The organism is Mesopusillimonas faecipullorum, assembly GCF_020539505.1.
Taxonomy (GTDB): domain Bacteria; phylum Pseudomonadota; class Gammaproteobacteria; order Burkholderiales; family Burkholderiaceae_B; genus Mesopusillimonas; species Mesopusillimonas faecipullorum.
The window spans coordinates 1-26931 of sequence record NZ_JACDXW010000011.1 but is presented as its reverse complement, the minus strand read 5'-3'; the positions used below and the strand labels follow the sequence as shown (position 1 = coordinate 26931).

General features: G+C 63.0%; 27 protein-coding genes and 1 pseudogene. All 28 read left to right on the top strand.

Features of this window, described 5'->3' with window-relative positions; all coding sequences use genetic code 11:
* Positions 1–17 precede the first annotated feature (17 nt).
* Positions 18–893, top strand: coding sequence for a ParA family protein (locus H0484_RS14360; RefSeq protein WP_226955326.1), 876 nt, complete (start codon positions 18–20; stop codon positions 891–893).
* Positions 877–1125, top strand: coding sequence for a hypothetical protein (locus H0484_RS14355; protein ID WP_022579828.1), 249 nt, complete (start codon positions 877–879; stop codon positions 1123–1125). The genes H0484_RS14360 and H0484_RS14355 overlap by 17 nt, the downstream gene beginning before the upstream one ends.
* Entirely contained in the window at positions 1118–2746 is a 1629-nt protein-coding gene (locus H0484_RS14350) for a ParB family protein (RefSeq protein WP_226955324.1), read from the top strand. Before H0484_RS14355 ends, H0484_RS14350 begins: the two co-directional genes overlap by 8 nt.
* A gap of 15 nt (positions 2747–2761) precedes the next feature.
* Entirely contained in the window at positions 2762–3322 is a 561-nt protein-coding gene (locus H0484_RS14345) for a DUF2857 domain-containing protein (RefSeq protein WP_022579830.1), read from the top strand.
* A gap of 3 nt (positions 3323–3325) precedes the next feature.
* Positions 3326–4570 (top strand): STY4528 family pathogenicity island replication protein, encoded by a 1245-nt coding sequence (locus tag H0484_RS14340; RefSeq protein ID WP_022579831.1) that lies wholly within the window; start codon positions 3326–3328, stop codon positions 4568–4570.
* Between the two features lie 317 nt (positions 4571–4887).
* Entirely contained in the window at positions 4888–5673 is a 786-nt protein-coding gene (locus tag H0484_RS14335; protein WP_023124753.1) for a PFL_4669 family integrating conjugative element protein, read from the top strand.
* Positions 5670–6197, top strand: a complete 528-nt coding sequence (locus tag H0484_RS14330; protein ID WP_226955323.1) for a DUF3158 family protein — start codon at positions 5670–5672, stop codon at positions 6195–6197. Before H0484_RS14335 ends, H0484_RS14330 begins: the two co-directional genes overlap by 4 nt.
* 74 nt (positions 6198–6271) lie before the next feature.
* Entirely contained in the window at positions 6272–6715 is a 444-nt protein-coding gene (locus H0484_RS14325; RefSeq protein WP_226955322.1) for a single-stranded DNA-binding protein, read from the top strand.
* Between the two features lie 275 nt (positions 6716–6990).
* A complete protein-coding gene (locus H0484_RS14320; RefSeq protein WP_226955320.1) occupies positions 6991–9003 on the top strand; it encodes a DNA topoisomerase III in 2013 nt (670 codons plus the stop codon).
* A gap of 538 nt (positions 9004–9541) precedes the next feature.
* Positions 9542–9772, top strand: a pseudogene (locus tag H0484_RS14315) (hypothetical protein); the annotation flags it as partial.
* A 331-nt stretch (positions 9773–10103) separates the two neighbouring features.
* Positions 10104–10316: a hypothetical protein gene (locus H0484_RS14310; RefSeq protein WP_003158617.1), complete on the top strand. Its 213-nt coding sequence runs from the start codon at positions 10104–10106 to the stop codon at positions 10314–10316.
* Positions 10317–10337: 21 nt separating this feature from the next.
* Positions 10338–10730, top strand: coding sequence for a hypothetical protein (locus tag H0484_RS14305; RefSeq protein ID WP_033981906.1), 393 nt, complete (start codon positions 10338–10340; stop codon positions 10728–10730).
* A 212-nt stretch (positions 10731–10942) separates the two neighbouring features.
* Positions 10943–11680: a DUF5983 family protein gene (locus H0484_RS14300; protein WP_033981909.1), complete on the top strand. Its 738-nt coding sequence runs from the start codon at positions 10943–10945 to the stop codon at positions 11678–11680.
* A 94-nt stretch (positions 11681–11774) separates the two neighbouring features.
* A complete protein-coding gene (locus H0484_RS14295; RefSeq protein WP_003158620.1) occupies positions 11775–12053 on the top strand; it encodes a hypothetical protein in 279 nt (92 codons plus the stop codon).
* 280 nt (positions 12054–12333) lie between these two features.
* Positions 12334–13146: a hypothetical protein gene (locus H0484_RS14290; protein ID WP_041025082.1), complete on the top strand. Its 813-nt coding sequence runs from the start codon at positions 12334–12336 to the stop codon at positions 13144–13146.
* A 376-nt stretch (positions 13147–13522) separates the two neighbouring features.
* Entirely contained in the window at positions 13523–14437 is a 915-nt protein-coding gene (locus tag H0484_RS14285) for a DUF3577 domain-containing protein (RefSeq protein ID WP_033981913.1), read from the top strand.
* A 54-nt stretch (positions 14438–14491) separates the two neighbouring features.
* Positions 14492–15181: a DUF3275 family protein gene (locus H0484_RS14280; RefSeq protein ID WP_226955318.1), complete on the top strand. Its 690-nt coding sequence runs from the start codon at positions 14492–14494 to the stop codon at positions 15179–15181.
* A 94-nt stretch (positions 15182–15275) separates the two neighbouring features.
* A complete protein-coding gene (locus H0484_RS14275) occupies positions 15276–15677 on the top strand; it encodes a hypothetical protein (protein ID WP_003158624.1) in 402 nt (133 codons plus the stop codon).
* Between the two features lie 82 nt (positions 15678–15759).
* Positions 15760–16410 (top strand): hypothetical protein, encoded by a 651-nt coding sequence (locus tag H0484_RS14270; RefSeq protein WP_226955317.1) that lies wholly within the window; start codon positions 15760–15762, stop codon positions 16408–16410.
* Positions 16411–16450: 40 nt separating this feature from the next.
* Positions 16451–17596, top strand: coding sequence for a DUF6094 domain-containing protein (locus H0484_RS14265; RefSeq protein ID WP_282892698.1), 1146 nt, complete (start codon positions 16451–16453; stop codon positions 17594–17596).
* 102 nt (positions 17597–17698) lie between these two features.
* Positions 17699–18010 carry a hypothetical protein gene (locus tag H0484_RS14260; protein ID WP_226955314.1) on the top strand — a complete coding sequence of 104 codons (312 nt, stop codon included), beginning with the start codon at positions 17699–17701 and terminating at the stop codon, positions 18008–18010.
* Positions 18011–18147: 137 nt separating this feature from the next.
* Positions 18148–20427: a helicase-related protein gene (locus H0484_RS14255; protein WP_226955312.1), complete on the top strand. Its 2280-nt coding sequence runs from the start codon at positions 18148–18150 to the stop codon at positions 20425–20427.
* A 302-nt stretch (positions 20428–20729) separates the two neighbouring features.
* A complete protein-coding gene (locus tag H0484_RS14250; RefSeq protein WP_226955310.1) occupies positions 20730–22568 on the top strand; it encodes a KAP family P-loop NTPase fold protein in 1839 nt (612 codons plus the stop codon).
* 113 nt (positions 22569–22681) lie between these two features.
* Entirely contained in the window at positions 22682–23437 is a 756-nt protein-coding gene (locus H0484_RS14245) for a hypothetical protein (RefSeq protein ID WP_226955308.1), read from the top strand.
* Positions 23434–24699 carry a Qat anti-phage system QueC-like protein QatC gene (gene qatC, locus H0484_RS14240; protein WP_226955306.1) on the top strand — a complete coding sequence of 422 codons (1266 nt, stop codon included), beginning with the start codon at positions 23434–23436 and terminating at the stop codon, positions 24697–24699. The genes H0484_RS14245 and qatC overlap by 4 nt, the downstream gene beginning before the upstream one ends.
* Positions 24699–25442: a Qat anti-phage system TatD family nuclease QatD gene (qatD, locus tag H0484_RS14235; RefSeq protein WP_226955304.1), complete on the top strand. Its 744-nt coding sequence runs from the start codon at positions 24699–24701 to the stop codon at positions 25440–25442. Before qatC ends, qatD begins: the two co-directional genes overlap by 1 nt.
* A 195-nt stretch (positions 25443–25637) precedes the next feature.
* Positions 25638–26216 carry a PFGI-1 class ICE element type IV pilus protein PilL2 gene (pilL2, locus tag H0484_RS14230; RefSeq protein ID WP_226955303.1) on the top strand — a complete coding sequence of 193 codons (579 nt, stop codon included), beginning with the start codon at positions 25638–25640 and terminating at the stop codon, positions 26214–26216.
* On the top strand, positions 26213–26854 hold the full coding sequence (locus tag H0484_RS14225) for a hypothetical protein (protein ID WP_226955302.1): 642 nt from the start codon (positions 26213–26215) through the stop codon (positions 26852–26854). Before pilL2 ends, H0484_RS14225 begins: the two co-directional genes overlap by 4 nt.
* Positions 26855–26931: the final 77 nt, after the last annotated feature.

The window sequence follows — 26931 nt, the reverse complement described above, 5'->3', positions numbered from 1 at the left end:
CTGACCCGGAGAACGCCATGCAGGTCGTATCCATCATTTCAACCAAAGGTGGGGTCGGCAAGACCACCACGGCCGCAAACCTTGGCGGTCTCGCTGCGGACGCCGGGCTGCGCGTGCTGCTGCTCGATCTCGATGTGCAGCCCACCTTGTCCTCCTACTACGAGCTGGCCCATCGTGCGCCGGGCGGTATCTATGAATTGCTGGCCTTCAACGAGCGCGACCTCGGCCAGCTTGTGTCCCGCACGATCATCGCGGGCCTGGACTTGGTGCTCTCCAACGACCACCGAGGCGAACTGAACACCTTGCTGCTGCACGCGCCAGACGGGCGACTGCGGCTGCGGCACCTGCTGCCGATACTGAACCCCCTCTACGACCTGGTGCTGATCGACACCCAGGGCGCGCGCTCGGTGCTGCTGGAGATGGCGGTGCTGGCCTCCGACCTCGCGCTGTCGCCAGTGACCCCGGAAATCCTCGCCGCCCGCGAACTGCGGCGCGGCACCATGCAGTTGCTGGCGGACATTGCGCCGTACCGGCAGCTGGGTATCGAGCCGCCGCCGCTGCACCTGCTCATCAACCGCGTCCATTCGGTGTCCGCCAACGCACGGCTGATCCAGCAGGCGCTGCGCGATCTGTTCCAGGGCCACACCGGCATTCGGGTTCTGGCTACCGACGTGCCGGCCATTGAGGCTTATCCGCGGGCCGCGACGCGCGGCCTGCCGGTGCATCGGGTCGAGTACCGCCAGCCAGTGGGCAGAGTCGCTCCCGCCGCGCTCACCACCATGCGCGATCTTGCCGACGAGTTGTTCCCGCAGTGGCAGGATCGATTGGCCGCAGTGTCCGGCCGTCCGCCACAGCCTCTTGATATCAGGAGGCCCCATGGCGAACGCACATGAACTGGCCCGAGGCCACAATCGGCTGCGCGCCCTGATCGAGTTCGCCGTCGGCGAAGGCTGGCACGTCAAGCGCACGGCGGGCGGTCACCTCAAGTTCACCAAGGCAGGCTGCGCCGCGATCTACACCAGTTCGACGGCCAGCGATCACCGGGCAGCCCTCAACGCCCGTGCGCAGATCCGTCGTGCCGAGCGCGAGACCCGATCCCAAGCGCAGGGGGGCGGCCATGACTGAGATCACCTCCCAGCAGATGGCCGGCAAACTGCTTGCGTCCGGGTTCGAGCGCAGCGGCCCGTCAGCAACGATCTTGAGCGACCCGATCGCCGACACGCCCATGGTCGTGACGCTCGACCAGTTGCGCCCCTACGACCACGACCCGCGCAAGAAGCGCAATCCGGTGTACGAGGAAATCAAGGCATCCATCCGCGAGCGTGGCCTGGACGCGGCTCCGGCCATCACCCGGCGGCCCGGCGACGATCACTACATCATCCGCAATGGCGGCAACACGCGACTGGCAATCCTGCGCGAACTCTGGTCGGAGACCCGGGATGAACGTTTTTTTCGGGTCTCATGCCTGTTCCGCCCATGGCCCGAGCGTGGCGAGATCGTCGCGCTCACCGGACATCTTGCGGAAAACGAACTGCGCGGTGGCCTCACCTTCATTGAGCGCGCTTTGGGCGTCGAGAAAGCGCGCGAGTTCTACGAACTGGAAATCCGCTCCACCCTGAGCCAGTCCGAGCTGGCCCGCCGCCTGGCCGCGGACGGATACCCCGTGCAGCAGTCGCACATCAGCCGGATGGCCGACGCCGTACGCTACCTGCTGCCCGCAATCCCGACCGTGCTCTACGCCGGCCTGGGGCGTCACCAGGTCGAGCGGTTGTCGGTCATGCGCAAGGCCTGCGAGCGCACCTGGGAGCACTACGCCAAAGGCCGCTCACTGGTTCAGGACTTCGACGAGTTCTTTCAGGATGTGCTGTCGCAATTCGATGTCCAGGCCGACGAGTTCTCTGCGCAGCGCGTACAGGACGAGCTGATCGGCCAGATGACCGAATTGCTGGACGTCGATTACGACGTGCTCGCTTTGGACATGACCGAATCCGAGAGCCGCCAGCGGGCCTTGGTCAGCGAGCCGACGCCGCCCTCGACGCCGCCTGCCTTGCCAGAGCCAGAAGCCATCGCGCGCCCACCGGCCGATACTGCGCCACCTGCTGCGAGGCCGACGGCAACGCCCTCGACGGGCGAGAGCGACGCGGACGCCAGTCATTCTGGCGCAGCCAGTCCGGCGGTAGATGACGACGTGCTTCGGGAGCACATCGTCTCGCCAGCGCCGACGACCGAACGGCTTGAGTCCATCCAGCGCATGGTCGCCGACCAGTTGGGCGATCCACTGCCGCACGACTTCTCGGCGAATGTCTTGCAGTCCATCCCGGTGCAGGCCGGCGGGCTCTATCCGATCTCGGATGTCTGGTACATCGCCCCCGGCCTGGACACACCCGAGCACCTGCGCATCCACGTCGCGCAGTTTGCCCGCGAGATTGCGGTCGAGGCAGACCTGGGCGAGTGCATCGATGACCGCCCAGACGGCATCGGCTTCGCCTGCCGTGCTCGCACCACAAACCCAGCGCCGCTGGGCCGTGCCGTCCATACGCTGTTGGCTTGCCTGGCCGGTCAGCAGCCCGCCGATGTCGGTCTGGACAACGGGCAACTCGTCATCGACCTGCCGGCGCTGCTGCACGGCCAGGGCGACGTAACCCGACGATTGAGCGACACCGCGCTGGTCAAGCTGTTCCGCCTGCTGCGACTGGCCCGCCGCCTGCTCGATCTCGAAGCCGGCGCTGCGGACTCTGGAACCTAAGCGAGGGAGGCCAGCATGTCCACAGCACACCCACTCAACCAGGCTGTCATCGCCCAGGCCCTCTATGACCTGCGCAATGGGCAACTGCGCCGCTGCAAACTGATGGGGTTTGGCGAGGCAGAGCTGGACGCCCTCAAGCATCCCGCGCTGATCAGCGTGCTGGCCAACGCCAACGTCTCCTGGTGCTCAGTGACGGTCAACCGCGAAGTGCTGCGGCGGCTGCTCCAGCAGGCGCAGGACGTGGAGAAGGAAATCGCCACAGTCGATCGCATGCTCAGGCTGGGCGCGAGCACGGAGATGGTCAGCAAGTTCTATGGCTTGACGCATCAGGAAGTAGCGCTTCGCCGTGAAATCCTCGGTCTGCCCAAGCGCAAGGGCCGACATCCCGTGCTGGACGAGGAGCAGGACACGGAGCTGTGGCGGCAATGGAAGGCCGTGACCAACAGCAGGACGGTCGATCTCGAAGACGAAACCTCCATTCTCGATGCCGCCATGGACTTGGCCGAAGGCATGTCGCTGCCTCTGTCGGTGGTCTGGGCCTCGATCAAGGGCTGGGTCGATCAGGGATTGGCTTGAGTCATGGCCGTGGACGACACCGCACCACGAGTCCGACGCCAAGGCCCCATCGCACTCGCAGAGCTGTTCGATGCTGCGCTGAAAGACCTTGCGCCCAAGCCCGCCCCCAGCGCACCTGCGCCTACACCGGCACAGTCGCCCACGCCTACCTCCGGCGATGCTTTCCTCTTCAGTGGCAACCGGCACGAGACGGTGCCACGCAAGTTGTTCCTCGACCGCCGCCTGACGCCGCTGGAACGAAACGCCTGGCAAGTGTTCCGGCTGATGCTCAACGACGATGGTGTGACCGCATTTCCCACCTACGAGCAGTTGCGGCCCTGGCTGGCGTCCATGCCCTGCGCAGGCCAGGCCTCGCATGAAACCGTGGCACGGGCGCTGACACTGATGCGCCTGACCCGCTGGCTGAGCCTGGTTCGGCGACGGCGTGACCCCAAGACTGGCCGCATCCTCGGCAATCTGTACGTGCTGCACGACGAACCTCTGACACCGTTCGAGGCCATGCAGCTCGACCCGGACTACCTGCAACTCGTCAGCCAGGCGCTCGGCCATTCTGCCAAGGCCGTGCAGATCGTGGGCCTGCACACGCTCAAGGAAATCGGTGAAGACCCATTGCTGGCCGGACGCACCCTCCCGTCACGGTTGCAGGTGATGGCCGAACGCCTCGCCAACCAGGACCTTACGGCCAGCGATAGTTATCCACAGGAAGACGCCATTCACGATTCCGAAGAAGGGGCTCCGAGCCTTCTTCGGAATGGCGAACGCCCCACTACGGATTCCGAAGCAGGGCCGAAACCCGCGCCAGACGTCTCTCTTCGGAATCCGAAGCAGGCCCGTACAGTACGTAGTAGTTGTATTAATGAAATACGTACTACTGCGCAGGCGCGCGCACTGGACGATCTGCAATGGCCCAAGCGCTTTGCGCAACTGAAGGCGGAACAGCAGGCGGGTGCCAAGGTGGCATTGCAGCAGGTTGATGCCTCGCTGAGGCAGGACGTGCTGGACGAATGGGCCGCGCGTTGTAGCAACCACGGCATCCGCAATCCCGCTGGGTATCTGTTCGGCATCATCCAGCGGGCCATCCACGGTGAGTTCAATGCCTGGGCCAAGAAAGACCCGCCACCGGCACCCACTCAGCCAAACGAACGGCCACCACCCGCACCACCACCCCAAACGCAGGGTAAGCCGGTGCCACCAGAAGTCGCCAGGCAGCACATCGAGCGACTGCGAGATCTGCTCGCCAGCAAGTGAGACGACCGACAAGGCGGTGAAGTGGACGCCCATGGATGCCAGTAGAGCTATCCCCTGGGGATAGTTCCACCGTTGGGGCGGATGCCGTGCAGTCGCAGGCCTCGCCTCGAACATCTGCAGCAGCATCGGCGTTGTCCGCCCTGATCCCGACGTGCAGCGTTCGCTGGCGCTCCATGGAGCTATCCCCAGGGGATAGCTCGCGCCGCAGGCGGCCACCACGCGCTGAACCGGGGTCTGGCAGGTTTCGGTTTGTTGACTGACGGCCTTCCGCTTCCTGCCGAAGCTGACCGCTCCTTTCCACACAACGAGCGGACACCATGGCAACCAATGAACCTCTGCAACTGAATCTCGGTTCCCTGCGCAGCGCGATGTCGCTGACGCTTCACACCCACCACGCCTCGCGCATCTGGCATGGCCGTGCCGCCGCCGAGGGGCGACCCGGCATCGTCGGCCTGAACGGCTACATCGCCCAAATGAACAAGATGCGGCGCGGTTCGGAGCAGGACGACCCGTACTCGGACTGGTGGATGCTGCGCATCGAGGTCAAGCTCGACCAGACCAAGACCACGCTGCAATCGCTGCGCGAGCAGGTGGATCAGGCGCTGGCAAGCGTGCCGCCGGCACTCAGCCTGGGCGAGAACCTCAACGTGCAGCCCGTCAAGTTGCCGCTGTTCGTCAATGCGCAGCTCGGCTTTGCCGCCGTCTATCTGCTGGCCGACTACGACGACATCGCCCGCAAACTGATCCTCGCCCACCACACGGCGCTCATCGACCGCAGCACCTTGGAGCGCTGGCTCAACGAGGGCGCCCATGCACTGCGCAGCCTGTTCTCGCTGGCCCAGCAATACCGCTATTCGGGCTGTACGCGCGACGACTTCGTGTCGAAGAACGCCGCAGCACGGGCGGCGTTGGAGAAATTCGGCGAACTGCCGCAGGACGTGCTGGAAGGCACGCGCCGCTCGAAGTTCGCGCCGCCCATCGTGCGCCGTGGCCTGCAACAGCGTGCTGAGAGTCCTGCTGCAGCGCCTGCCCCCAACGACGAGGCCGCCACCGGCGCGGTGCCCGAGGTCGGCGCCGGCGAGGTCGAGGGCGAGCAGGCATGAGCGATCCGAACCGCGAACCCCGCTACTTCCAGGGCCTGCAACAGGCTGCCTTCATGAAGCTGGAACACGCTGCCTCTCTAAAAGGCCTTTTAAAGCCTTTTAAGGGTAAGGGGGATCTTGAGGGCTGGGCCAGCCAGTGCTTCGCCATGCGCGACGAGTTGATTGGCTTGGCGCAGCGGCAGGTGCTGCAACAGGCAGTCGGGCATCCCTTCCACCTGCTGCCCGTGGAGTTGGCCCAGCAAACCACTGGCGCAGGCACGGCGTTTTTGCGCTGGCGCAAGCACGACCGCTCAGCCATGGGTGTGGCGCTGTGGCAGGAATTGATGGCGAGCACTGGCACGCCGGTCAATCTGCTGGCCGAGCTGCACGCAATCGAGATTCAGCGCATCACGTTGAACATGCAGATCAGTCTGCTGCACACCCTGGGCAGGCAGGCACAGGAATGCGCCAGCAAGGCGGCCGAGGCGGAAGACGCCTACCTGCGCCGGCTCAAGTCCATGCCCCCCGCAATGCGCGATCGGTGATCACGCCGGGCACCCCAAGCACGCGCCAGACGCCGATGAGGCGCGGGTATTTCAACCACCACGGAGATTGCAACATGAGCACGCATTTTTCTGGCGAGGGCAACATCGGTTCGCCCCCCGAGTACCGGGAGTTCCCCAACGGCAACGACGAGCCGCGGCGCTTACTGCGGCTGAACGTGTATTTCGACAACCCCATTCCCACCAAAGGCGGCGACTTCGAGGATCGCGGCGGCTTCTGGGCACCGGTGGAAATCTGGCACCGTGACGTCGCGCACTGGAAGAACCTGTACCAGAAAGGCATGCGCGTGCTGGTCGTCGGCCGCATGGAGCGCGAGCCCTGGACGGACAACGAAGATCAGCCACGCGAGACCTGGCAGATCAACGCGCGCAGCGTTGGCATCCTGCCGTTCCGCGTCGAGTCCGTGACCCTCAGCCCCAAAACTGCGCAGGACGCGCAGCCGAAGCCCCAAGCAGCCCAGGAACCGGCTGCGCCGAAGGAGGTCAAGCGCAGGAAGTGATCCGGCATGGAGGCAGTTGCGGTGCTTCGCTGCTGTCCATGCACCTGCGAGCTATCCCCAGGGGATAGCTCCATCAGCGTCCACCGGCTTCCACGCGCTCCCGAAAATCGCTGCTCCAGGCCCGCACACCCCGGCTGCACGTTATCTCCGCCCGAGCCATTCCATCCCGTGAAAGTGGTCGCCACCGCTTGCGACTTGTTTGCTGCTGCCCCTGGCGGTGCCCGGCATCCTCGATTCCAGCAACTCAATGAACCACGGAAATCGGATGGACGGATATGCGGCTGTTCTTGTGCGAGAAGCCCTCCCAGGGCAAGGATATTGGCCGGATTCTCGGCGCGACGCAGCGTGGTGAAGGCTGCCTCAACGGCTCCGGCGTCACCGTCACCTGGTGCATCGGCCATCTCGTAGAAGCGGCAGCACCCGAGGTCTATGACGCGGCGCTCAAGCGCTGGTCACTGGAGCAGTTGCCCATCATTCCCCGGCAGTGGCGGGTCGAGGTCAAACCCAAGACCGCCACGCAATTCAAGGTCGTCAAGGCGCTTCTGGCGAAGGCGACCCAGCTTGTCATTGCGACAGACGCCGACCGTGAGGGCGAGCTGATTGCCCGCGAGATCATCGACCTGTGCGGCTACCGTGGTCCCATCGAGCGTTTGTGGCTATCGGCACTCAACGATGCGTCGATCCGCACCGCGCTCGGCAAGCTGCGGCCGTCGTCCGATACGCTGCCGATGTATTACTCGGCGCTGGCACGTTCGCGGGCAGACTGGCTCGTCGGCATGAACCTCAGCCGTCTTTTCACTGTGCTCGGGCGGCAGGCGGGCTACGACGGCGTGCTGTCGGTCGGACGTGTCCAGACCCCGACCCTGAAGCTGGTCGTGGACCGCGACCGCGAAATCGCGGCTTTCAAGTCGGTGCCGTTTTGGGCCATCGACGTGTCTCTGTCCGCAGGTGGACAGGCTTTCAGCGCGCAGTGGGTTCCGCCCGATGACTGCACCGACGACGCCGGCCGCTGCCTGCAGCAGCCTATCGCCCAGCATGCCGCGCAGCAGATCCGCGCTGCGAGCAGCGCCCAGGTCGTGTCGGTCGAGACCGAGCGCGTGCGCGAAGGGCCACCGCTGCTGTTCGACTTGGGCACGCTTCAGGAGGTTTGTTCCAAGCAGCTTGGGCTGGATGTGCAGGAGACGCTGGAGATCGCCCAGGCTCTGTATGAGACCCATAAAGCCACCACGTACCCGCGTTCGGATTCCGGCTACCTTCCCGAAAGCATGTTCGCGGAAGTGCCGACTGTCCTGGACAGCTTGCTCAAGACCGATCCCTCGCTGCGCCCGATCATGGGCCAGCTCGACCGCTCCCAGCGTTCGCGCGCCTGGAACGACGGCAAGGTCACGGCGCACCACGGCATCATTCCGACGCTCGAACCCGCGAACCTCTCTGCTCTGAGCGAGAAGGAACTGGCGGTGTACCGGCTGATCCGGGCGCATTACCTGGCGCAGTTCCTACCGCACCACGAGTTCGACCGTACCGTGGCTGAGTTTTCCTGCGGGCAGCAGATGCTGGCGGCCACCGGTAAACAGGTGGTCATCAAGGGTTGGCGTTTGGTGCTGGCCGAGCCGCAAGCGGATGAGGACGGCGACGCCGCAGCGCGCAGCCAGGTGCTGCCCCCGCTGCGTGAGGGCCTGGCGTGCCAGGTGGCCGAGGTCGAGATCAAGGCGCTCAAGACGATGCCGCCCAAGCCCTATACCCAGGGCGAACTGGTCAAATCGATGAAGGGCGTTGCGCGTTTCGTAACCGACCCGCGTCTGAAACAGAAGCTCAAAGACACAACGGGCATCGGCACCGAGGCGACGCGGGCCAACATCATCAGCGTGCTGATCGCCCGTGGCTACATCGTGAAGAAGGGCCGCTCCATTCGCGCATCGGATGCGGCGTTCACGCTGATCGACGCCGTGCCCGCAGCGATTGCAGACCCCGGCACCACAGCGGTGTGGGAGCAGGCGCTCGACATGATCGAGGCCGGACAGCTCACCCTGGACGTATTCCTCAGCAAGCAGACCACCTGGATTTCGCAGTTGATCGCGCAGTACGGCAGCATGTCCCTGTCCATCAAGCTTCCCCATGGGCCAGCATGCCCGCAGTGCGGCGCACCGACGCGCCAACGCACCGGCAAGAGCGGTCCATTCTGGTCGTGCAGTCGCTACCCTGACTGCAATGGCACGCTGCCGGTCGAATCCGGTCCGCCCAAGCGTGGCGCTTCGCGCTCGCGTAGCAGCAGCCGCAAAGGCGCCTGACCGACTCCGTTTCCCGTGGGCCGCACCCTGTTTCAAAGGCGTGGCCCGTGTCCCGCACGCCCCTGCGGGTCGCCCAGCGCGCAACGCCTTCTTGTTCGTGTGCGCGTCCCGTCCAGCCGTCCCCGGCTGCGGGACCTGAAGGTAGCTTTTCCGCGAACCGTCTCCCGCGTGTTCTGCTGGTCTGTGTTTCTCTCGCCTACTGCGAAGGGTCCCCCGATGGCTTGCCTGGCAGCGCGAGCCACCCGGAGACCCTTTGTGGTCAGCGGTATTCAGTGCCGGTGCCCACCGGCGCAAAAACGGGCTCCCTTTGTGCGCGGATGTGCGCCAGACGATGCCGGCCCCAACCACGACATGGGCCGGGTGTGATTGCTGATGAGCAGACGGTTCGAGCGACGACCGGGCCTGCAACAGCCCACGGGTGGTTATTCCCTCCCGAGCCGAAGGTCAGCGAGCCTTCGGCACCTTTATCTCGCCGATCAACGTTCCGACCCAATGGCCGGCCACAGCAACAGGAAACCGACGCATGCAACAACCGGAGAAAGTACGAGCCGCGTTCGAGCGCGACCTTGGCAACAAGGTGCTGTTCATCAAGGGTGGCAAGCTGCTGTTTATCGATGGCATCAATCTCAAGTCCATCGCCGACCGTAAGGCGTATTTCGCTTCGCTGCGTGCGCGGCAGGCGCAACCCATTGTGGTCCTGGCCGAACTGGGACAGGACGAGGCATTCGCCCTGTGGAAGCAGTATGTCCTGGGCGAAACGCCCGAGTGAGCCAACGCACCCACGCACCTCTGACAGCCCGCACTCAATGCGGGTTTTCTGTCTCCGCGCCCATCAATCCGGGCTGGGCCGAATGCCGTTTTCCAACTGACGCAGCACGGCCCCCCGGACGAAGCTGCCCGCATGTTCGCTGATTCGTCAGCACATGCCCGCAGCCATGGGTTTCAGGCTGCCGCGGGTTCTCCCCGCGTAACCCGCCAGTCCGTATCGCATCAAGTCTGCGGACGTGCGTCCCCGTGACGCCGATGCTTTTTATCCACCGCGTGCGGGAGCTGCCATCCCGTGAGGGACAAGGCCTCGCTTTTTTTCAAGGAGCCTACCCATGTCCCACAAAGCCTCTTTCGGCCAGTTGGCCTTGACCTATTGCGGCAAGTTCCTGCCGCTCGAAGTCCTGCAAAGCGCCGCCGGCCACTACATCGGCACGCGCGATACCGAAGGTCCCGTTTCGCGGGAATCGCACGAATACTTCCGCAGCCATGCGGCGGCTCAACGTGCCCTCGAAAGAGGCGGCTGGTCCCAGCTCGCCATTCCCTGATCCAACTGGAGGAATCACGCCATGAATCAACTGCTGCCGCAGGACGTCGTCGATCAGATCATGCGGGAAGAGCAGCATTTCGCTGCCGCGCCCCAAGCCTTCTTCGAGGCCTGGAAGCGTGGTGCCGAGATTGCTGGTCCCGAGTGGTTCGGCGACGGCACCCGTGAAGGTCTGAACCAGGCCAAGAGCAAGTGGGATCTGCGTCCCAACATGCTGCTGCTCAATGATGCCCTCGGCGTCCTGAGCAGCGGCGAACGCATGTTCCTGTCCGCCATGGTCAGCTTCTACAACGCGCGCGAGGGCGGTGCCATGCTCAAGCGCTGCCACTTCGACGGGCTGTCGGACTTCGACGGCCTCGATCTGCAACGCCGCAAGGTCATCGCCGACTTGATGGTGAACTACAGCGGCTGGTGAGCCCGTTTCGGGCACACCCCCGTCTTTTCGTTCCCCACGAGGGACATGCGCCCACACGGCCATGTCCCTCGATTTCCTTTCCGTAGCCCAGCGTAAAGCGGCTGAATCAAAGCCAACGATCAGCGCCGACTGACGCATTTTCCCTTTTCAACCCACCGGGTCCAATTCCCGGTGGCGGGAATTGGCTCCATTATTCAATCTGGAGCGTTCCCATGTCTCAGAATCCCAATCCCTTTGTTCGCGGCTACTGGAACTTGAAAATCGTCCGCACGCTGTCCATCAGCTACGAGGACGGAAGCCCGCATGTCTGGCGAAATATCCACCCGAGCCAGCAACATCTTTCCGACCAGGAACTGATTTCATCTTCCTGCATCGTCACCAGCGATTTCGCGGTGGTCACGAACGGCTCTGAACCTATAAGCGCCGAGGTGCTGGCCGAATGCGATGCCGATGAGGGCGTTAACGGCGAAGGCGTGATCGGTGCCGTGGTCTATGCCATTCATGGCGAGGACTTCGACGGTCGCCTGATCCACGTCGGTGACAGCTATTCGGTCGAGGCCGCGCGGGAAATCGTGCAGCGCCTGAGTTTCGAGACCGGCTACTACAGCCGCTGCTGGGAAATCAGCAGCGCGCACATCAGCCAGGAAACCGGCCAGTACCTCGCCAATCTGGCGGACCTCGCCACGCCGGAGGCCTTTTTGTTCATCGCCTTTCGGGTTCCGTACAGCCCGGCGATCGGCGTCAAGCTGATCTCAACGCCCTGGACGGACCAGAACCTGGAGCACGCCGATGGCATCACCGCCGAGCAGCTTCGGCAGGAGCACCGCAGCAAGGGCATGCCAGACGACCTCGCGAACATCCTGGAACTGGCTGGCCAGGCCGATGTGCGCATCCTCATCCTCGACGCCGACGCGCCCGTGTTGCCGGGCTTGCCGCTGGCCGAGTCCTAGCAAACACACCACGAGCCCACCTTCCTCTTTGCCCTCCATGCCAGCCCGTCTCCTTTCTAGGAGCCGGGTTGGTCCAATTTCATAGGAGCACTTTATGTTCCCCGACCTCATCTCGCCCGCACGCGACTTCGAGCATCAGCTTGGAGCCTGCGTCAACGCCATGGGCCAGGACGACGCCATCGGCCAGATCTTGGTATTCGAGCGCTTGAGTGGCACGCTGCACATGCGCCATATCGCCAGCGCCGATCTGGCCGACACCGACATTGACGACTACGAAATGGTCGTCTTCGACGGTGGCAACACCGGCGGCGACACATGGAAGCATGTGTTCTTTCCACGTCAGCGCGAACACTACTTCGTGTACCAAGCCTGACCACCCAGCCCCTTTCGAGGGGCCTTTTCTTGGCGCGGCGCAGGAAAGCGGGTGCGGCGCGCTGCGGTTTCCTGAGCGCAGGCCGCTCACTCCAGGGCCATCCTTACCCCATGTTCGTCGGCGTTGCCGACACATGCCCAGGCAGCCAAGACCTTCAAGGCTGCAAGCGCGGGAAACCGTGCTGGTTGTTTCTTCCTACGGACGCATCGCGCCCATCCACCCACAAGGGATCTCTCCCTTGCGGGCGGGGAATCCCTTGTTCTTCCTCAAGGAGATTCACATGGATCGCTCTCTCATCAAGACCCTGATGCCTTCGCTGGTCGCAGGCCATGTGCCGCGCAACGTGCGGTCGTTCAAGTATCGCGTGTTCGATGATCAACCACAGTCCTCGACACTGGGCTTCGTCATTGATCCCCAGCCTTTCGACGGCAAGGTGGTAGCAGCCAGCGAAGACGCCATCGTCGTCAAGCTCAAGCCCAGCGAGTTCGCGGTACTCGATCCCAACCTGGTGACCACCGTTCCCAGCGAGGGCACCAAGGTGCATGTCCAACCCTATGCCCGTCGCCGTTTCGACGGCCTGCGTGCGGACACGCCAGAAGAGCGCACCGAGATGATGTCCGACGGCACTCCCTACACCGTCAAGACACACATCCTCGGCTCCGCGCCGGCCAAGCTGCCCATTCCCGAGCCGCAGTGCTTGGAACTGGGTCAGCTCATCGAGCAGTTGGAGGAAATGCCGGCGCCCGACGGGTTCCGGCGCATCACCCACATGCTGGTCGATGCGGGCGCCCACGACTTCACCTGGGTCGATCCGAAGCCGTCCAGGATCATCGAAACGCCCCCGGCGATCAGTTTCACGGTTTCGACCGCGAAGTTCGCCGGCCAGGTGACGATCCTCTACCAGCGCGGCAGCGATACCTATGCGGTGGAGCTGCGCCGCGACGGCGAGTTGGTCGATCGGCACGACGAGGTGTACTTCGACATGCTCGGCGAAGTGCTGGAGCGGCTCATCGACGACGGACGCTGGCGTCTGATCGATGTGAGCGTGATCGGCGCGGAGACGTCCCGACGGCGCCGCGCTGTACCTGCGTGACACCACGAAAAAAACCAGGCGACATGCCCCCACAGGCTCTCCCTCCATTCGGAAGGAGGGCCTTTTTTCTGCCTGGGAGATTCATCAAAGGGAATCGCCCGGATGCCGATTGATGGCTGCCTCGCGCGCGAGGCGAGGCCATGCTGAGCCCATGCCTGCTGACGTTGTCAGCGACATGCCAGGCAACCATCGGTCTTCGAGGTTGCGGCGCAGCTCCCACTGCGTGACCGAGCCAGCTCGCACCGCATCCATCCGCGAGCGGCCACCAGTCTCTGGTGGTGGATGCTTTCGCCTTATCAACCCATCGCGGGGTTACGCACCTTTCCCCGCAGCGTGGGACTGGTGTGTCTCCGCTTCATCCCTATGGAGATTCACCATGAGCACCACGTCCAACGAGAAATCGTATTTCGACCTCCACACCTCGGGCATCGGTTACATCCAGCGTGTCCGTGAAGTGCCTGTTCGGGGCGGCCGCCGTGCGCAGCCTTTTCTGGCATGCACCATCGCCGCGCTGGTCGGTTCCGCAAAGGACCCCAGCTATCGCTATTTCGACGTCAAGGTCTCGGGTGCCGAGGCCAAGAAGCTGGTCGAGCGCTGCATCGGCGTTGACGATCCCAAGCAGCGCCCGCTGGTGCGCTTTCGCCTCGGCGACCTGTGGGGCGATGCGTACATCCGCGACAAGGGCGAGCAGAAAGGCCAAGCCGCCGCGTCCCTCAAGGCGCGACTGCTCAAGGCCGAGCCACTTGACCGAGCCGAACTGGCTTCGATCAGGCATCACGAGCTGATCACCCGCGGCATCGGCTACCTCAGCCGTCCGAAGGACGTCACGCCCAAAGATGGCGACCCGTTCCTCTCTTGCACCGTCGCCGCGCTGGCCGGGCCTGTCGATGAACCGGAGTATCGGTACTTCGACACCATCGTTACCACCCCTGAAGCCGAGCATCTGGTTCGCCGGTGCGTGCAGGCCATCGAAGGGGACTGCAAGGTGCTGATCGCCTTCCGTCTCAACGACATGAAGATCGATCCGTACATCCGCACCAAGGGTGAACGCGCTGGGGAACCGGCCGCAAGCCTGGAATCGACGCTGATCCACATCGGCCTGATCAAGATCGACGGCACCAAGGTCTATCCGACGAGCCCCGCGCAAGCCGAGACGCCGCCAGCCCAGGACGCATCCGCGTCCGAAGCCGAGGACGCCGGCCCCGCTGCCGATCAGCCTGCCGAGCCCGCCGAGCGCGAGCCCGAAGGTGAAGTGGAGAAGCAGGAGCCGGCATTGGCTGCTTCGTTCTGATCGGCAAGGCCCTCGCGGGCCTTGTCGTTTTCCCAATCGCTAAGGAGAACCATCATGGCAGCCACATCGGCATCCGATAAATCGGCTTCGTCCATCGTCGTCCCCGGCCAACTCACGCTGCGCACCATTCGCGGCAAGAACGGCCCCTTCACCGTCGGTCGTCTCGCCACGCACCTGGGTACGTTCGAGGTCAAGGACCCGGAGCTGGAGCAATACCCCGAAGGCAAATACGACGGGGAATTCATCATCAGATACATCTTCCCGAAGTCCTACCCGGTCGGTGGTGGCATGCGTTTCGAAATCCGCGCCAGTCTGGACGGAATGACGCTCTACGACATCGACAAACTGAGCCGTGACGAGGCACGCAGCTTCGCCACTCAGGACCTCGATCCACTTGATGAAGAGCTGGGCGCACAGCCTGCGGTAACGCCGGCCAAACCAGCCAAAACGTCCAGGCCCGCCAAGCCCGCACCTGTGCAGGCATCCGCAGACCCGCTGGTCGATACCACCCCCTTTGGTGTGGATGCGCCGACGCCCGCTACGGCGACTGCCTCCGGCAGTACCGAAGAGGGCGATGCCGCGCTGTTCGGCCTGCTGTGGCCGCTGGATGAGTCCGTGAAACTGGATTCGACCATCGACCGTCGCACCCTGCGCGCGCAGATCGCTCGCTTGAGCAAACTGGGTTATGCGCTGGACTTCAAGACGCAAGAGTGGAGCCGCCAGGCCGAACTACAACCCGCGTAGTACGGAACGCTGCATCTGCGGTGTTCCTCACCCACCCGCCGGGGGCCTTCCCCTCGGGGGAAGCATCCGGCTTCATTTTTCCCGGAGGCCTCTCATGGGCTGGTATTTCTCCCCCCAATCGCGGTCTGAACTGATCGCGGAACTGATCACACCACAAGAGACCGAGCGCACCAGCGTGAAGGTCATCGCCCACGCACTGCGTGGCAACGTCCTCTGGTCCGTTACGCAAGTGACGGCCAAGGCCGACGGCGTACATCGTGATCTCGCGCCAGGTCAGTCCCTGCGCTATATCCGCTGCGATCTGCTGCAACGCAGCGGCGGCCAGTGGGGCTACAAGCCGCTGGACGAATCCATGCACCCGTACTACTACTCGTGCCCGCTGTCCTATCTGGATCTCGCACCGGAGCAATCCGCCGACTGGCGTGCAGGCGTTCGCGCCTACCACGCGCAGCGGCGCATACCCAAAGCAGCCCCGGCTACGACGCTGACGGCCTGAACCAGGGCGTTTGCCCTACCACCCCAAGGGGCAGCACTTGCCCCAGCGGCGCTGCTGTTCCCGCTTATCCGAGGACACCACCATGCCCGCAAACCCTTCTTCCACCACGCTGTATCGCATCGACGAATGCCCGGACGTGATGGCCGACTCTTGCGTCGGCGATGACCAGGGCAATCTGATCTTCCTGTCGATCTGGGCGCGGGACACCGCCGTCCAGCAGTTCCTCGCTCGCCTGACCCTCGGGCGTGACGAGCAAGGCCTGGAGCAGTTCCACGTCATCACCGACCAGGGCGGCAGCGTCCCGGTGTTCGTCGGCAACGTCGATCGCCTGGAAAAGCGCATGACCCGCGCCTACCGGCGAACGCTGTTCGGTTCGCTGTCCAACGTGTGGCTGTTCGATCGGCGCTGCATCAAGCCCGACAAGGGCAACGTCAGCGCACTGGCATTGCTGCCCCGCGATAGCGACCACCGGCTTGACCGCCTGTGGACGTTGGTGCAGGACACCTGCCCACTGCCGTTGCTCGACCACTGGCGCGAAACCGTGCTGGAACTACTGGAAAGCCGCGAGATGCTGACCCGTCTGCCATTCGCCCTCGGGCCTTTGGTGGGCCATCGGCTCGCCATCGACGTGCCGGCGCTGACCCAGGCGCTCGGCTCGCTGATCCGCGGTGACGTGCTCACCGCCTACCCCTATCCGGCCAAGATTTGGACGCCGGAAACGGTAGCGGCTTGACCCACCTGCGCAGGCACGCCAAGACGTGCTTGCGCCAATCATCCCCGCCAACCAGGAGACTTCCATGGCTCTCATGTTCCCGCGGCTCGCCCGCAATTTCGTGAAAAACGGGTACTTCCCGACCGACGAACCGACGCTCGAAAGAGCCCTCAATGCACTGATGCCCAGTGCGCCTGAATCCAATGGGCCGATGTGCATCCTCGATCCTTGCGCCGGCGAAGGCGTGGCAATCGCCGAAGCGGCTCATGCCCTGGGGCGCGAGCATGCCAAGGCGTTCGCCGTCGAGTTCGACGCAGAGCGGGCGCGCCATGCCCGTGGTCTGGTCGATCACTGTCTGCACGCGGACCTGATGGACACGATGATCTCCAAGCAGTCCTTCGGTCTGCTGTGGCTCAATCCGCCGTATGGCGACCTGTCCAAGGACGTCAACGGCAACATTGGCTATCAAGGTCAGGGCCGAGCCCGCCTCGAAAAGCTGTTCTACCAGCGCACGCTGCCCCTGTTGCAGTACGGCGGCGTGCTGGTGTTCATCGTCCCCGGCTACGTGCTCGATGCCGAGCTGGTCGGCTGGCTGACACGCCACTACACCGACCTGCGGATCTATCGAGCGGTGGAAACGCAGTTCAAGCAGGTGGTGATCTTCGGGCGACGGGTGCGTCAGCGTGAGCAGACACCCGATGCCGTCAAGGCCGTGCGCAGTCTGTTGCTGCAGATTGGGCTTGGCGAAGTCGAAGCCGAGGAGCTGCCGAGCGAATGGCCGTTCCTGCCGTACATCGTCCCCGCCAGCCCGGCGGAGCCGGGGCATTTCTTCCGCGTGACGATGGAGCCGGAGCAGTTCGCCGATGAAGTGGGCAGACTGCAAGGCCTCTGGCCGTCGCGGGATACGCAGTTGGGGGCCGCGCAGCAGACGCTGCGTCCACCGGCGCGGGCCTTGTCCCACTGGCATCTCGCCCTGGCGCTGGCCGCAGGCGCGATCTCGGGAGTCGTGCAATCCAGGACGGGGCGCGTGCTCGTCGTCAAAGGTGACACCCACAAGGACAAGACGCTGCAGCGGGAATTCACCGAGCGCGAAGACGGCTCGATCGCCGAAACCCGCATCCTCACTGACAAGTTCGTCCCCGTGATCCGCGCCTGGGACATGACGCCTGACTCCCCGACACGGGGCGAGGTGTTGACCATCCGCTGATCGTTTCTCCACCGCCGACGTTTCGCCGTCAATTTTTTCCACCCACCGGGGTCCAGTCGCCCCGATGGGGTGCCGTGGCCCCTCCATCTCAAGGAGCCTTCCATGGCAGCCCAAGCACTTTCCATCAGCCAGACACCGAGCCTGCGCTTCTCGCCAGGCCAGGTGGTCATGACCCTCGGCGTCGATGACCTGGTCCAACAGGGCCGGCTCAACCCGACTCCCTACCTGCATCGCCACCTCGGCGGCGATTGGGGCGACCTCGACGACAGCGACAGGCGGCAGAACGATGCCGCGCTGAAGTCCGGCGAGGATCGTCTGTTTTCTTCTTACGAGGTCACCCCCGACCTGAAGATTTGGATCATCACCGAATGGGATCGCAGCGTCACCACGCTGTTGCTGCCCAGCGAGTACTGACCGCGAGTTGTCACCGCAGGCCAAGGAGCGCCTGTACTGTCCAACCACCGACGGTTCGCCGTCTCTCTTCCCACCACGGGGCATGTCATCGCCCCGCTGGGGTGGTGCATGCCCCATTCTTTTTATGGAGCATCACCATGTCCGTTGATCTCGACACCACCGTCAGCGATGCAGCGCCCGTACAGGGCGAACTGCTCGAAGCGGAATCATCCCCTCTGACCCTGAGTCTTCAGGATTTTGTCGGCGAGTTCGGCGACGAACTGCTTGATTCTCTCAACCGCGCCAACCCGCCGGTCTATACCGGCCAAGCGCAAGCACAACGGCAACTCGTCGTTGCCAGCCTCAAGCGCAAGCTGTTCCAGGCCCAGGCCGACGTTGTCCATGCTGCCGCCGAGCTGCTGGTCGATCAAGGCGAACGCGCTGCGATCGTCAATGGCGAAATGGGCTGCGGCAAGACGACCGTCGGCATCGCCACGGCCGCGGTGCTCAACGCCGAAGGCTACCGCCGCACGCTGGTACTTTCGCCTCCCCACTTGGTCTACAAGTGGCGGCGCGAGATCCAGGAGACGGTGGCCGGCGCCAAGGTCTGGGTGCTCAATGGCCCGGATACGCTGGTCAAGCTCATCAAGCTGCGCGAGCAGTTGGGTGTGCAGCCCACGGGCCAGGAGTTTTTCATCCTGGGCCGCGTCAGGATGCGGATGGGGTTCCACTGGAAGCCGGTCTTCACCCAGCGGCGCACCCGCCACGGCGACGTGGCAGCGTGCCCGAACTGCGGCACGGTCATCACCGACCTCGACGGCGAACCGGTCAACCCGATCTCGCTCGAAGCCGAGGAGTCCCGCAGGAAGTGCAGCCACTGCGCCGCGCCCCTGTGGACGCTGATCCGCCCGCGTAGTCTGTCCGGCAGCGACCAGTCCTCGGTCGTCCTCAAAGCCTTGAAGCGCATCCCGACCATCGGGGAAGTCACCGCGCAGAAGTTGATGCAGAAGTTTGGTGACGGCTTCCTGGCCTCGATGCTGGGTGACAACATTCATGAGTTCATCAACCTCATGGATGGCAACGGCGAGCTGGTGTTTTCCGACCGTCAGGCCACGCGCATGGAACGTGCGATGGCCAATATGGAGTTTGGCTTTGGCGAGGGCGGCTACCAACCGTCCGAGTTCATCAAACGCTACCTGCCGCAAGGCACGTTCGACCTGCTCATCGCCGACGAGGCGCACGAGTACAAGAACGGTGGCAGTGCCCAGGGCCAGGCCATGGGCGTGCTGGCGGCGAAGGCTCGCAAGACCTTGCTGCTGACCGGCACGCTGATGGGCGGCTACGGCGATGATCTGTTCTACCTGCTGTTCCGGGCACTGCCAGGACGGATGATCGAAGACGGCTACCGCCCGACCACGAGCGGCAGCATGACCTCGGCTGCGATGGCGTTCATGCGCGATCACGGCGTCCTCAAGGACATCTACTCCGAGAGCGCCGGCACGGCGCACAAGACGGCCAAGGGCACCAAGGTATCGGTGCGCACGGTCAAGGCTCCCGGCTTCGGCCCGAAAGGGGTTTTGCGTTGCATCCTGCCGTTCACCATCTTCCTCAAGCTCAAGGACATCGGTGGCAACGTCCTGCCACCGTATGACGAGGAGTTTCGTGAAGTCCAGATGGACGTGGCGCAAGCTGCGGCCTACCGCGATTTGGCGGGTCGGCTGACCGCAGAGCTGAAACAGGCTCTGGCGCGACGCGATACGACCTTGCTGGGGGTGGTGCTCAACGTGCTGCTGGCCTGGCCGGATTGCTGCTTCCGGTCGGAGACCGTGGTGCATCCGCGCACGCGCAACACCTTGGCGTTTGTTCCAGCTCAGTTCAATGAGTTCGAGATCAGCCCCAAGGAGCGTGAGCTGATCGATATCTGCAAAGCGGAGAAGGAACAGGGCCGCAAGGTTCTGGCCTACACGGTCTATACCGGCACGCGCGACACCACGTCGCGCCTGAAGGGGCTGCTGGAGCAGGAAGGCTTCAAGGTGGCGGTACTGCGCGCAAGCGTGGACGCCAGCCGCCGCGAGGACTGGATCGCCGAGCAACTGGACCGTGGCATCGACGTGCTTGTCACCAATCCCGAGCTGGTCAAGACGGGGCTGGACCTGCTGGAGTTCCCGACGATTGTGTTCATGCAAAGTGGCTACAACGTGTACTCACTCCAACAGGCAGCACGCCGCTCCTGGCGCATCGGGCAGAAACAGCCCGTGTGCGTGATCTACCTCGGCTACGCCGGTTCCTCGCAGATGACCTGCCTGGAACTGATGGCCAAGAAGATCATGGTCTCGCAGTCCACCTCGGGCGATGTGCCCGAATCGGGGCTGGATGTGCTCAACCAGGACGGTGATTCCGTCGAGGTCGCACTGGCCCGGCAGTTGGTCACCGCCTGATCCGGAAAGTACAGCATTCACCTTCACAGGCCCCGCTCGGGGCCTTTTTTTCGTGTGCGCCAGGCATGGCGCGTAGCGCTGTGACTGGCGCTGTTCGGTTCATTGTGGTGGTGGGCCGATGACTTTGAGGTGAAAGTCAAACATTTTCATCCGAGTATCGTCTTGGTGCAAACCTGAGGTGGGGGCCTTATAGTAAGAAATTTGATCTATGGCGTGACATTAGATGAATTTCGACAGCAAGTAGAAGCTGAGGCACATCCGCAGCAGCCGAATACTAATCACGTAGCCTCCTGAGAGAAAATATGTGGCATGACAACGAAACAACCATCGACTATTTAAACTTCGGCGTGGTCGCTGATGCCTGCGCCAAGCTGCTGCAGCAAGCCAATGGACAACCGATTTCAGTCGGGGTGTCCGGAGGCTGGGGGGTCGGTAAGTCTTCGCTGGTACGTATGATTGCTGCACGCCTTGATGAAGGGACGCGGCCCGAGGAAAACACCTACGTGGTGGTGACCTTCAACCCCTGGCTCTACCAAGATTTCGAAGGCGCTCGCAGCGCTTTGCTACAAATGGTCGGCGACGAGGTGCTTCGTCGTGCCAGCACTAGTGAAGGCTTGCTGAAGAAGGCCAAGAAGCTGCTTCAACGCATCAATTTGCTCCGGCTCGTTCAACTTGGAGGCGAAGCTGCCGCCACCATTGCGACGGGAATTCCTGTTGGACTGGTTGGCCGCGTTCTGGCGAAAGCTGGCGTTCTCGGCGAGCAGCCAGAAGGCGACGGCGGCGGAGAACAGGAAAACGCATCAAGCCTGCTGAAACCGGCCGAGCCTGTTTCCCTTCCCAATGAGATTCAGGCTTTTCGAGATGCCCTTGAAGAGCTTCTTGAAGAGCTAAAGATTACGCTGATCGTGTTCGTGGACGATCTCGACCGCTGCCTTCCACAGACAGCTATTTCAACTCTGGAGTCCATTCGTCTGCTCTTATTCCTCAAGCGAAGCGCCTTTGTCGTTGCCGCTGACAACGACTTCATCAAGGGAGCGGTTCGGGTTCACTTCGAAGGCACTGGCATCAGCGACGAAGTGGCCACGAACTACTTCGACAAGCTCATTCAAGTTCCCTTGCATGTTCCGCGCCTCGGGGTGAACGAAGCGAAGGCATACTTAGCGATGTTGCTGCTTGAGCGTGCAAAAGCAGATGGAAAGTTTGACGAGGACAGGTTCAAACGCGCGCTAGTCGCTGTTCCCGAGCGCTTGAGAGCCAGCTGGCGAGGGGATGCCGTCACACTGGAATTCCTGAAGAGCCTTGTCGATGTGGGTAACGGAGAAATGGTTGCCCTTATGGAACTCGCCGAGGGCCTGGCACCGTTGCTGGCAACATCGAGCAAGGTCAACGCTAACCCAAGGTTGATGAAGCGGTTTCTCAATACCGTGTTCCTTCGTTCGGCGTTGGCTGAGCCTCAGGGCATCCAGTTGGATCTCAAAGCCCTGGCCAAGTGGCACCTGCTTGAGCGCTGCGACGAGGCGCTTGCAAATGAGTTGGCATCAAAGGTCACATCGGCCGATGAGGGGCGTGTAGACGCATTACGCGTGGCCGAGCAGACTGTTCGCGAGGGAGGCGCGCCCGCCGCCCCGTTCAAGGACGAGTTCTTCCACAAGGAGTGGTTGAGTCTTGAGCCTGCTCTCGGAGAGCTGGATCTTCGACCGCTGTTACATCTCAGCCGAGATACAGCGACCCGGGAGTTCGGCGGGGATGACCTGACGCCGCAGGGCCGAGCCCTGCGAGATGCGCTACAGGTTGCGATCGGAGCAAACGACCAACTTACTCAGGCCATCCGAGCTGCCGGGGCGATCCAGACCGAGATTGTCATGGCCAAGGTGTGGCAACTCAAAGCTCCGAAACGGACTTGGCGCCAGGTCGAGGATGTCGTTCCGTTGCTCGAGCCCTGCAAAGTCTTCCCTGAGCTCAATGCCAAGGCGGCGATCCTCCTGGCCCAAGCCCCCGTCAAAGATGTTGGCCCAGGCGTTGTGCCCTTGCTCTATGAACAGCCTTGGACTCGCACAACTCTTGAGAGTTGGCTTGAGTCGCCAGATGCTTCGCGGCGAGTTAAACAGGCAATTGAGCAAGCAAAGAAGGGCGCACGCTGATGGGAACATCAACTTCAAGTCGCGGAGGCGGTTCGCGTTCGCCGTTTGATCCGGAGTGGCTCGGTCCCTCTGACGGCGTGGCCGGAGATGGGACAGACCCAGGCGACAACGATGTGGCGAATCCTGCTGACGGAGATGAAGTCGACGGCGACCACGGTCAGGCGGATGAAAACTCCGTCGAAGGTGATGCGACGGAGGCGCCTGCCGGCGCGCTAGCCCCTGACCGGCGGTTTGCCCCGGCTAGATCCAGCATGTCGACATACCTGGGCGGCGGCGGGCGGGACGCTCTGCGCTCCGCCACCAAGAGCATGGTCAGCAAAGGCATGGGCGGACCTCGCCGTGCTGCAGCCACGATGCGAGCCACTGCTCAGGGCGCCGGTCAGTTGGGCCAGTTTCTTGCCGCAGCACGTGACGGTACTGATCAGCAAATCGTCAACTGGGTCGCACGGGTCCGAGCAGAGAACCTTTCCGCAAACGACCTTGTTCTAGATGTCGTCAAGGAGGTCCTGCCGGGGGTCGGCAGCGTGGATGAGGATTCGCTGCGAAATGCGGCAGCCGAAGCGCTGGGGAAACTCTACGAGACAGCTCCAGATGTCGACATCTTCAACCTGACAGACGCCCAGATTGCCGACGTCATCGGCTTCATTGTTGCGAACGACCTCTGCAATAGAGTTGACCTGCAGCTTGGACAGACCTACGAGAAACTGAAGTTCGACGCAAGGCAAATCCAGCTCTATCGCAACGACGTTAAGGAGTACGTACACGCACAAGTGCGGGTGGTTCTGGACAGGCAAGGTTCCCAACGAATCGACCACCACCGTCTCGCCAGTGAAGTTCTGGCTGCAACCCTGAAGGTATTTGTCGAATGATGAAAGTACTCTGCACCGCAGTCGATGCTCTGCCACGGAACCTCCCGGAAAATGAACTGGCCTTTACGTTTTTCAAGAGCGCCAAACGTTCAGGAGTCGGCACCATTGCCAAGGGATGGCGAGGGTCGCTTAAGCGGCGGGGCTTTTCTCCGAGCCCCCAGGCATGGGACTTCGCGCAGTTTTGTCTCTCAGTTTGTGCAACTGACTTGGCCTGTCTGCGTAAGGCCAGTGCTGATGGGTGGACTCGGGTGATTGAGCTCACCGTAGGGTTGCATGAGCCGCTGCGTTGGTTGCCCTTCCAGCAGCATCTCGAAAACATGCTCAAGGTCTTGACCGGGGATCACTGGACGCTTCGGTTCGTTGCTGGGGGCGCCCCCCCTCCTGATGGCCGACCCACGGAGTCTATGCACGACTGTGTCTCGCTACTGTCGGGCGGGTTGGACAGCCTCATCGGAGGCATCGATCTTGTGGCCCAGGGGCGGCGACCAGTTTTCGTTTCTCAGCTTGCCCATGAGGATTCGCAACGGCAGCGGGACTATGCGACGCGCCTCGGCGGTATGGGCTCGCACTGGCAGTGGAGCCACGGCATTAGTTTCAGTGGACAGCGCGAAACTTCCACTCGGGCTCGTTCACTGGCCTTCTATGGCTTTGCGGTGTTGGCTGCATCGCGCATTGTTGGCAATCCGGTTCAGGTTTTTGTTCCAGAGAACGGATTCATCTGCATCAATCCGCCGCTTGTACCGGGGCGAGTATCGAGCCTAAGCACACGCACCACCCATCCGCAATTTATAGAGATGCTGCAGGCGCTTCTTGACGGACTGGCGGTTCCCGTGACGCTCGAATTGCCGTACCGCTTTAAGACGAAAGGTCAGATGCTTCAACAGTGCCAGGACCAAGCACTGCTGAGGGCGTTTGCGGCTCACTCGACAAGCTGCGGGCGTTTCCGGACCTACAACCGAAAGCACTGTGGCCGGTGCGTGCCATGCATGATTCGCAAGGCTGCGTTTCTCGCGTGGGACCCAGCGGCAGACACTACCGAGTACGTGCACCCAGTCCTCGTGGGTGCTGACAAGACGTCTGGGCCAGACGATGCGATGGCGGCTGCTCAGGCTGTATTGGACGTGCAGGGGAAAGGTTTGAACCGCTTCCTCGGTGCATCGCTTGCCTTTGCAGCGCCTCAGGATCGTCAGGCGTATCGGCAGGTCCTGGCTGCGGGCATCGATGAACTTTCAGCTCTGCTGCAGCGCGATGGTGTGCTGTGATGGACTTTCATTGCCATCTGGACCTCTACCCGAATGCTCTGGAGGTGTTTCGAGAGGCTGCAGCGCGGAACGAATTCACTTGGCTGGTGACCACCAGTCCTAAGGCATTTGTCGCAACCTCACGTGTGCTGGGAGGGGCTGCGAATGTGCTGGTTACACCAGGGCTTCACCCCGAGATTGCTCATGAGCGTGGTGGAGAACTCGACCTGCTGCTTGAACAGATGGCCTTGGTAAACGCCGTAGGAGAGGTCGGCCTGGACGGCTCAGCTCGATATCGAAAGGGTTATGACGTGCAATGCCATATTTTCGAGGCGGTCGTCGAGCGCAGCGCAGAACTGGGTGGTAGAGCACTGAGCATTCATTCGCGACAAGCAGTGTTCGATGTGCTGAAGATCCTCGATCAACACCCCGGCTTCGGGACCGCAGTCCTTCATTGGTTTACCGGAACAGCAAAAGAGTTGCGGGCAGCGGAAGAACGAGGCTGTTGGTTCAGCATTGGGCCGGCAGCGTTTGCGTCGAACAGCGGTCGCATGTTGGCGGCCAAGCTCCCACGACACCTAGTTGTGCCTGAGAGTGATGGTCCGTTTGCACAGGTTGGAGGCAAAGCGGTCATGCCGTGGAGCGCAGAAATCACTGCCCGGCATCTTGGCCAAGCGTGGGGGCTGTCGTTTGATGAGGCAACTGACCTTCTAAGTTCAAACGCACGTCGATTGCTTCAAATGCTCCGCAGCGGTAACCAATAGCCAACTCTTTCAATGTCGGGGTGCGATATGTAGGTACGCACCTCTAGAAAAACCAGGAAAACGGCCTCCAAAGGGCCATCCACACCCTGGCCTTATCGCCTTCCAGAAATCGGGAAAGCCCCAGTCCGCATTTCTGGCTGGCTGCGTAATCACTCGCAGTCAAGGTATCGGCATCGCAACAGAAGAGCCGATGCCATGCTCGCAACCCATGTATCCCGGCGTCTGGTCGGCGCTGGTTTCCTGGCCGCAGCGCTGGCCAGCGGCTGCGCGACCACCACCACGCCGCTGGTGCCAGACGCCATAGAAGGCGTCGCCTCCGCTCTCGAACCCGACGCACCCGAGTTCATTCCCGTCGTGCGCTATGGCCGCTACACGCTGGTCGAGCTGGCACCCACGGCGGCGCAGCGTGACTTGCTGTTGCAGACCATCGACGTGTCCATGCCCGAGGACGCCCGCGCCACGGTGGGCGATGGCCTGCGGCATGTGCTCAAACGCAGTGGCTACCAGCTTTGCGAGACAGCCCACGCCGTGACCGAGTTGTATGCGCTGCCGCTGCCGGCGGCGCACCTGCATCTTGGCCCCATGACCTTGCGCGATGCGCTGCTTACCCTGGCTGGCCCGGCCTGGGAACTGCACGCGAATGACCGGGCACGGCAGATTTGCTTTGAGCAGGCTGGAGGCAGTGCGACCGCCGAGCACGCACACGAACCGTCTGCTGCCGAGGCGGTGCAGACGTTTCCGCTGATGCCTTCGGTTTCGGGAGGCCAGCCATGAATGCCGCGCAGTCTCCCCGTCACCCGATCACCGCCATGATGTTGCAGAGCCTGATGTGGCTCTGGCTGATCGGCCTCAGCGTTTTCGTCGCTCTCGGCTACCAGGCGGTGAACGAGCAGGCCGACCAGGAGCGGCTTAATTCCCGCCTGCAAGGTCTCGAAGCGCAGGCGGTGGGTCTGGCCGAGGCCATTGAGGCCATCCAGCAGCGTCCAACCGTCGCAACGGCGGCAGACCTTAAAGACACCCGCGAACTCCTGGAAGCACGCGCTGCCCAAGTCGAGACAACGCTGAGCGGCTATGCCGCTGCTGACGACCTTCAGGCGCTGCGCACGGAGGTCGAGCAAATCAAGACGCGCCTGACCGTTGCGCGCACCGCAGCACCCGCTCAGCCGCGCACACCGCGCAGGCGTAGCGCCAAGCCGGAACCGCTGCCACTGCCGTTCCGCATCGTCGGCGCCGAACTTCGCGCCGGCCAGCGCAGCCTGTCCGTCGCGCCGAGCAGCGGGGACTTCACGCCCGACCAGCTTGAGGTACTGCTGCCCGGCGATTCGCTCGGCCCATGGCGCTTTCAGGCGGTCGAGGGCAACTCCGCCGTGTTCCAGACCGGCGACCAGACCCGTCGCGTGGCGATCCCTTGAGCTGAGGACACGACATGAAGCCAGCCATCATCCTTTCCGCGCTTCTGCTCGCGTCTGCCCAGTTGCCCGCCGGGGCG

Excerpts from the sequence above, each read along its gene's own strand:
- qatC (WP_226955306.1), top strand. The coding sequence starts at position 23,434 with ATGATGAAAGTACTCTGCACCGCAGTCGATGCTCTGCCACGGAACCTC.
- H0484_RS14280 (WP_226955318.1), top strand. The coding sequence starts at position 14,492 with ATGGCAGCCACATCGGCATCCGATAAATCGGCTTCGTCCATCGTCGTC.
- H0484_RS14355 (WP_022579828.1), top strand. The coding sequence starts at position 877 with ATGGCGAACGCACATGAACTGGCCCGAGGCCACAATCGGCTGCGCGCC.
- H0484_RS14310 (WP_003158617.1), top strand. The coding sequence starts at position 10,104 with ATGTCCCACAAAGCCTCTTTCGGCCAGTTGGCCTTGACCTATTGCGGC.
- H0484_RS14340 (WP_022579831.1), top strand. The coding sequence starts at position 3,326 with ATGGCCGTGGACGACACCGCACCACGAGTCCGACGCCAAGGCCCCATC.
- H0484_RS14325 (WP_226955322.1), top strand. The coding sequence starts at position 6,272 with ATGAGCACGCATTTTTCTGGCGAGGGCAACATCGGTTCGCCCCCCGAG.
- H0484_RS14335 (WP_023124753.1), top strand. The coding sequence starts at position 4,888 with ATGGCAACCAATGAACCTCTGCAACTGAATCTCGGTTCCCTGCGCAGC.
- H0484_RS14330 (WP_226955323.1), top strand. The coding sequence starts at position 5,670 with ATGAGCGATCCGAACCGCGAACCCCGCTACTTCCAGGGCCTGCAACAG.
- H0484_RS14270 (WP_226955317.1), top strand. The coding sequence starts at position 15,760 with ATGCCCGCAAACCCTTCTTCCACCACGCTGTATCGCATCGACGAATGC.
- H0484_RS14290 (WP_041025082.1), top strand. The coding sequence starts at position 12,334 with ATGGATCGCTCTCTCATCAAGACCCTGATGCCTTCGCTGGTCGCAGGC.
- H0484_RS14350 (WP_226955324.1), top strand. The coding sequence starts at position 1,118 with ATGACTGAGATCACCTCCCAGCAGATGGCCGGCAAACTGCTTGCGTCC.
- H0484_RS14300 (WP_033981909.1), top strand. The coding sequence starts at position 10,943 with ATGTCTCAGAATCCCAATCCCTTTGTTCGCGGCTACTGGAACTTGAAA.
- pilL2 (WP_226955303.1), top strand. The coding sequence starts at position 25,638 with ATGCTCGCAACCCATGTATCCCGGCGTCTGGTCGGCGCTGGTTTCCTG.
- H0484_RS14320 (WP_226955320.1), top strand. The coding sequence starts at position 6,991 with ATGCGGCTGTTCTTGTGCGAGAAGCCCTCCCAGGGCAAGGATATTGGC.
- H0484_RS14345 (WP_022579830.1), top strand. The coding sequence starts at position 2,762 with ATGTCCACAGCACACCCACTCAACCAGGCTGTCATCGCCCAGGCCCTC.
- H0484_RS14260 (WP_226955314.1), top strand. The coding sequence starts at position 17,699 with ATGGCAGCCCAAGCACTTTCCATCAGCCAGACACCGAGCCTGCGCTTC.
- H0484_RS14255 (WP_226955312.1), top strand. The coding sequence starts at position 18,148 with ATGTCCGTTGATCTCGACACCACCGTCAGCGATGCAGCGCCCGTACAG.
- H0484_RS14225 (WP_226955302.1), top strand. The coding sequence starts at position 26,213 with ATGAATGCCGCGCAGTCTCCCCGTCACCCGATCACCGCCATGATGTTG.
- H0484_RS14305 (WP_033981906.1), top strand. The coding sequence starts at position 10,338 with ATGAATCAACTGCTGCCGCAGGACGTCGTCGATCAGATCATGCGGGAA.
- H0484_RS14250 (WP_226955310.1), top strand. The coding sequence starts at position 20,730 with ATGTGGCATGACAACGAAACAACCATCGACTATTTAAACTTCGGCGTG.
- H0484_RS14360 (WP_226955326.1), top strand. The coding sequence starts at position 18 with ATGCAGGTCGTATCCATCATTTCAACCAAAGGTGGGGTCGGCAAGACC.
- qatD (WP_226955304.1), top strand. The coding sequence starts at position 24,699 with ATGGACTTTCATTGCCATCTGGACCTCTACCCGAATGCTCTGGAGGTG.
- H0484_RS14285 (WP_033981913.1), top strand. The coding sequence starts at position 13,523 with ATGAGCACCACGTCCAACGAGAAATCGTATTTCGACCTCCACACCTCG.
- H0484_RS14295 (WP_003158620.1), top strand. The coding sequence starts at position 11,775 with ATGTTCCCCGACCTCATCTCGCCCGCACGCGACTTCGAGCATCAGCTT.
- H0484_RS14275 (WP_003158624.1), top strand. The coding sequence starts at position 15,276 with ATGGGCTGGTATTTCTCCCCCCAATCGCGGTCTGAACTGATCGCGGAA.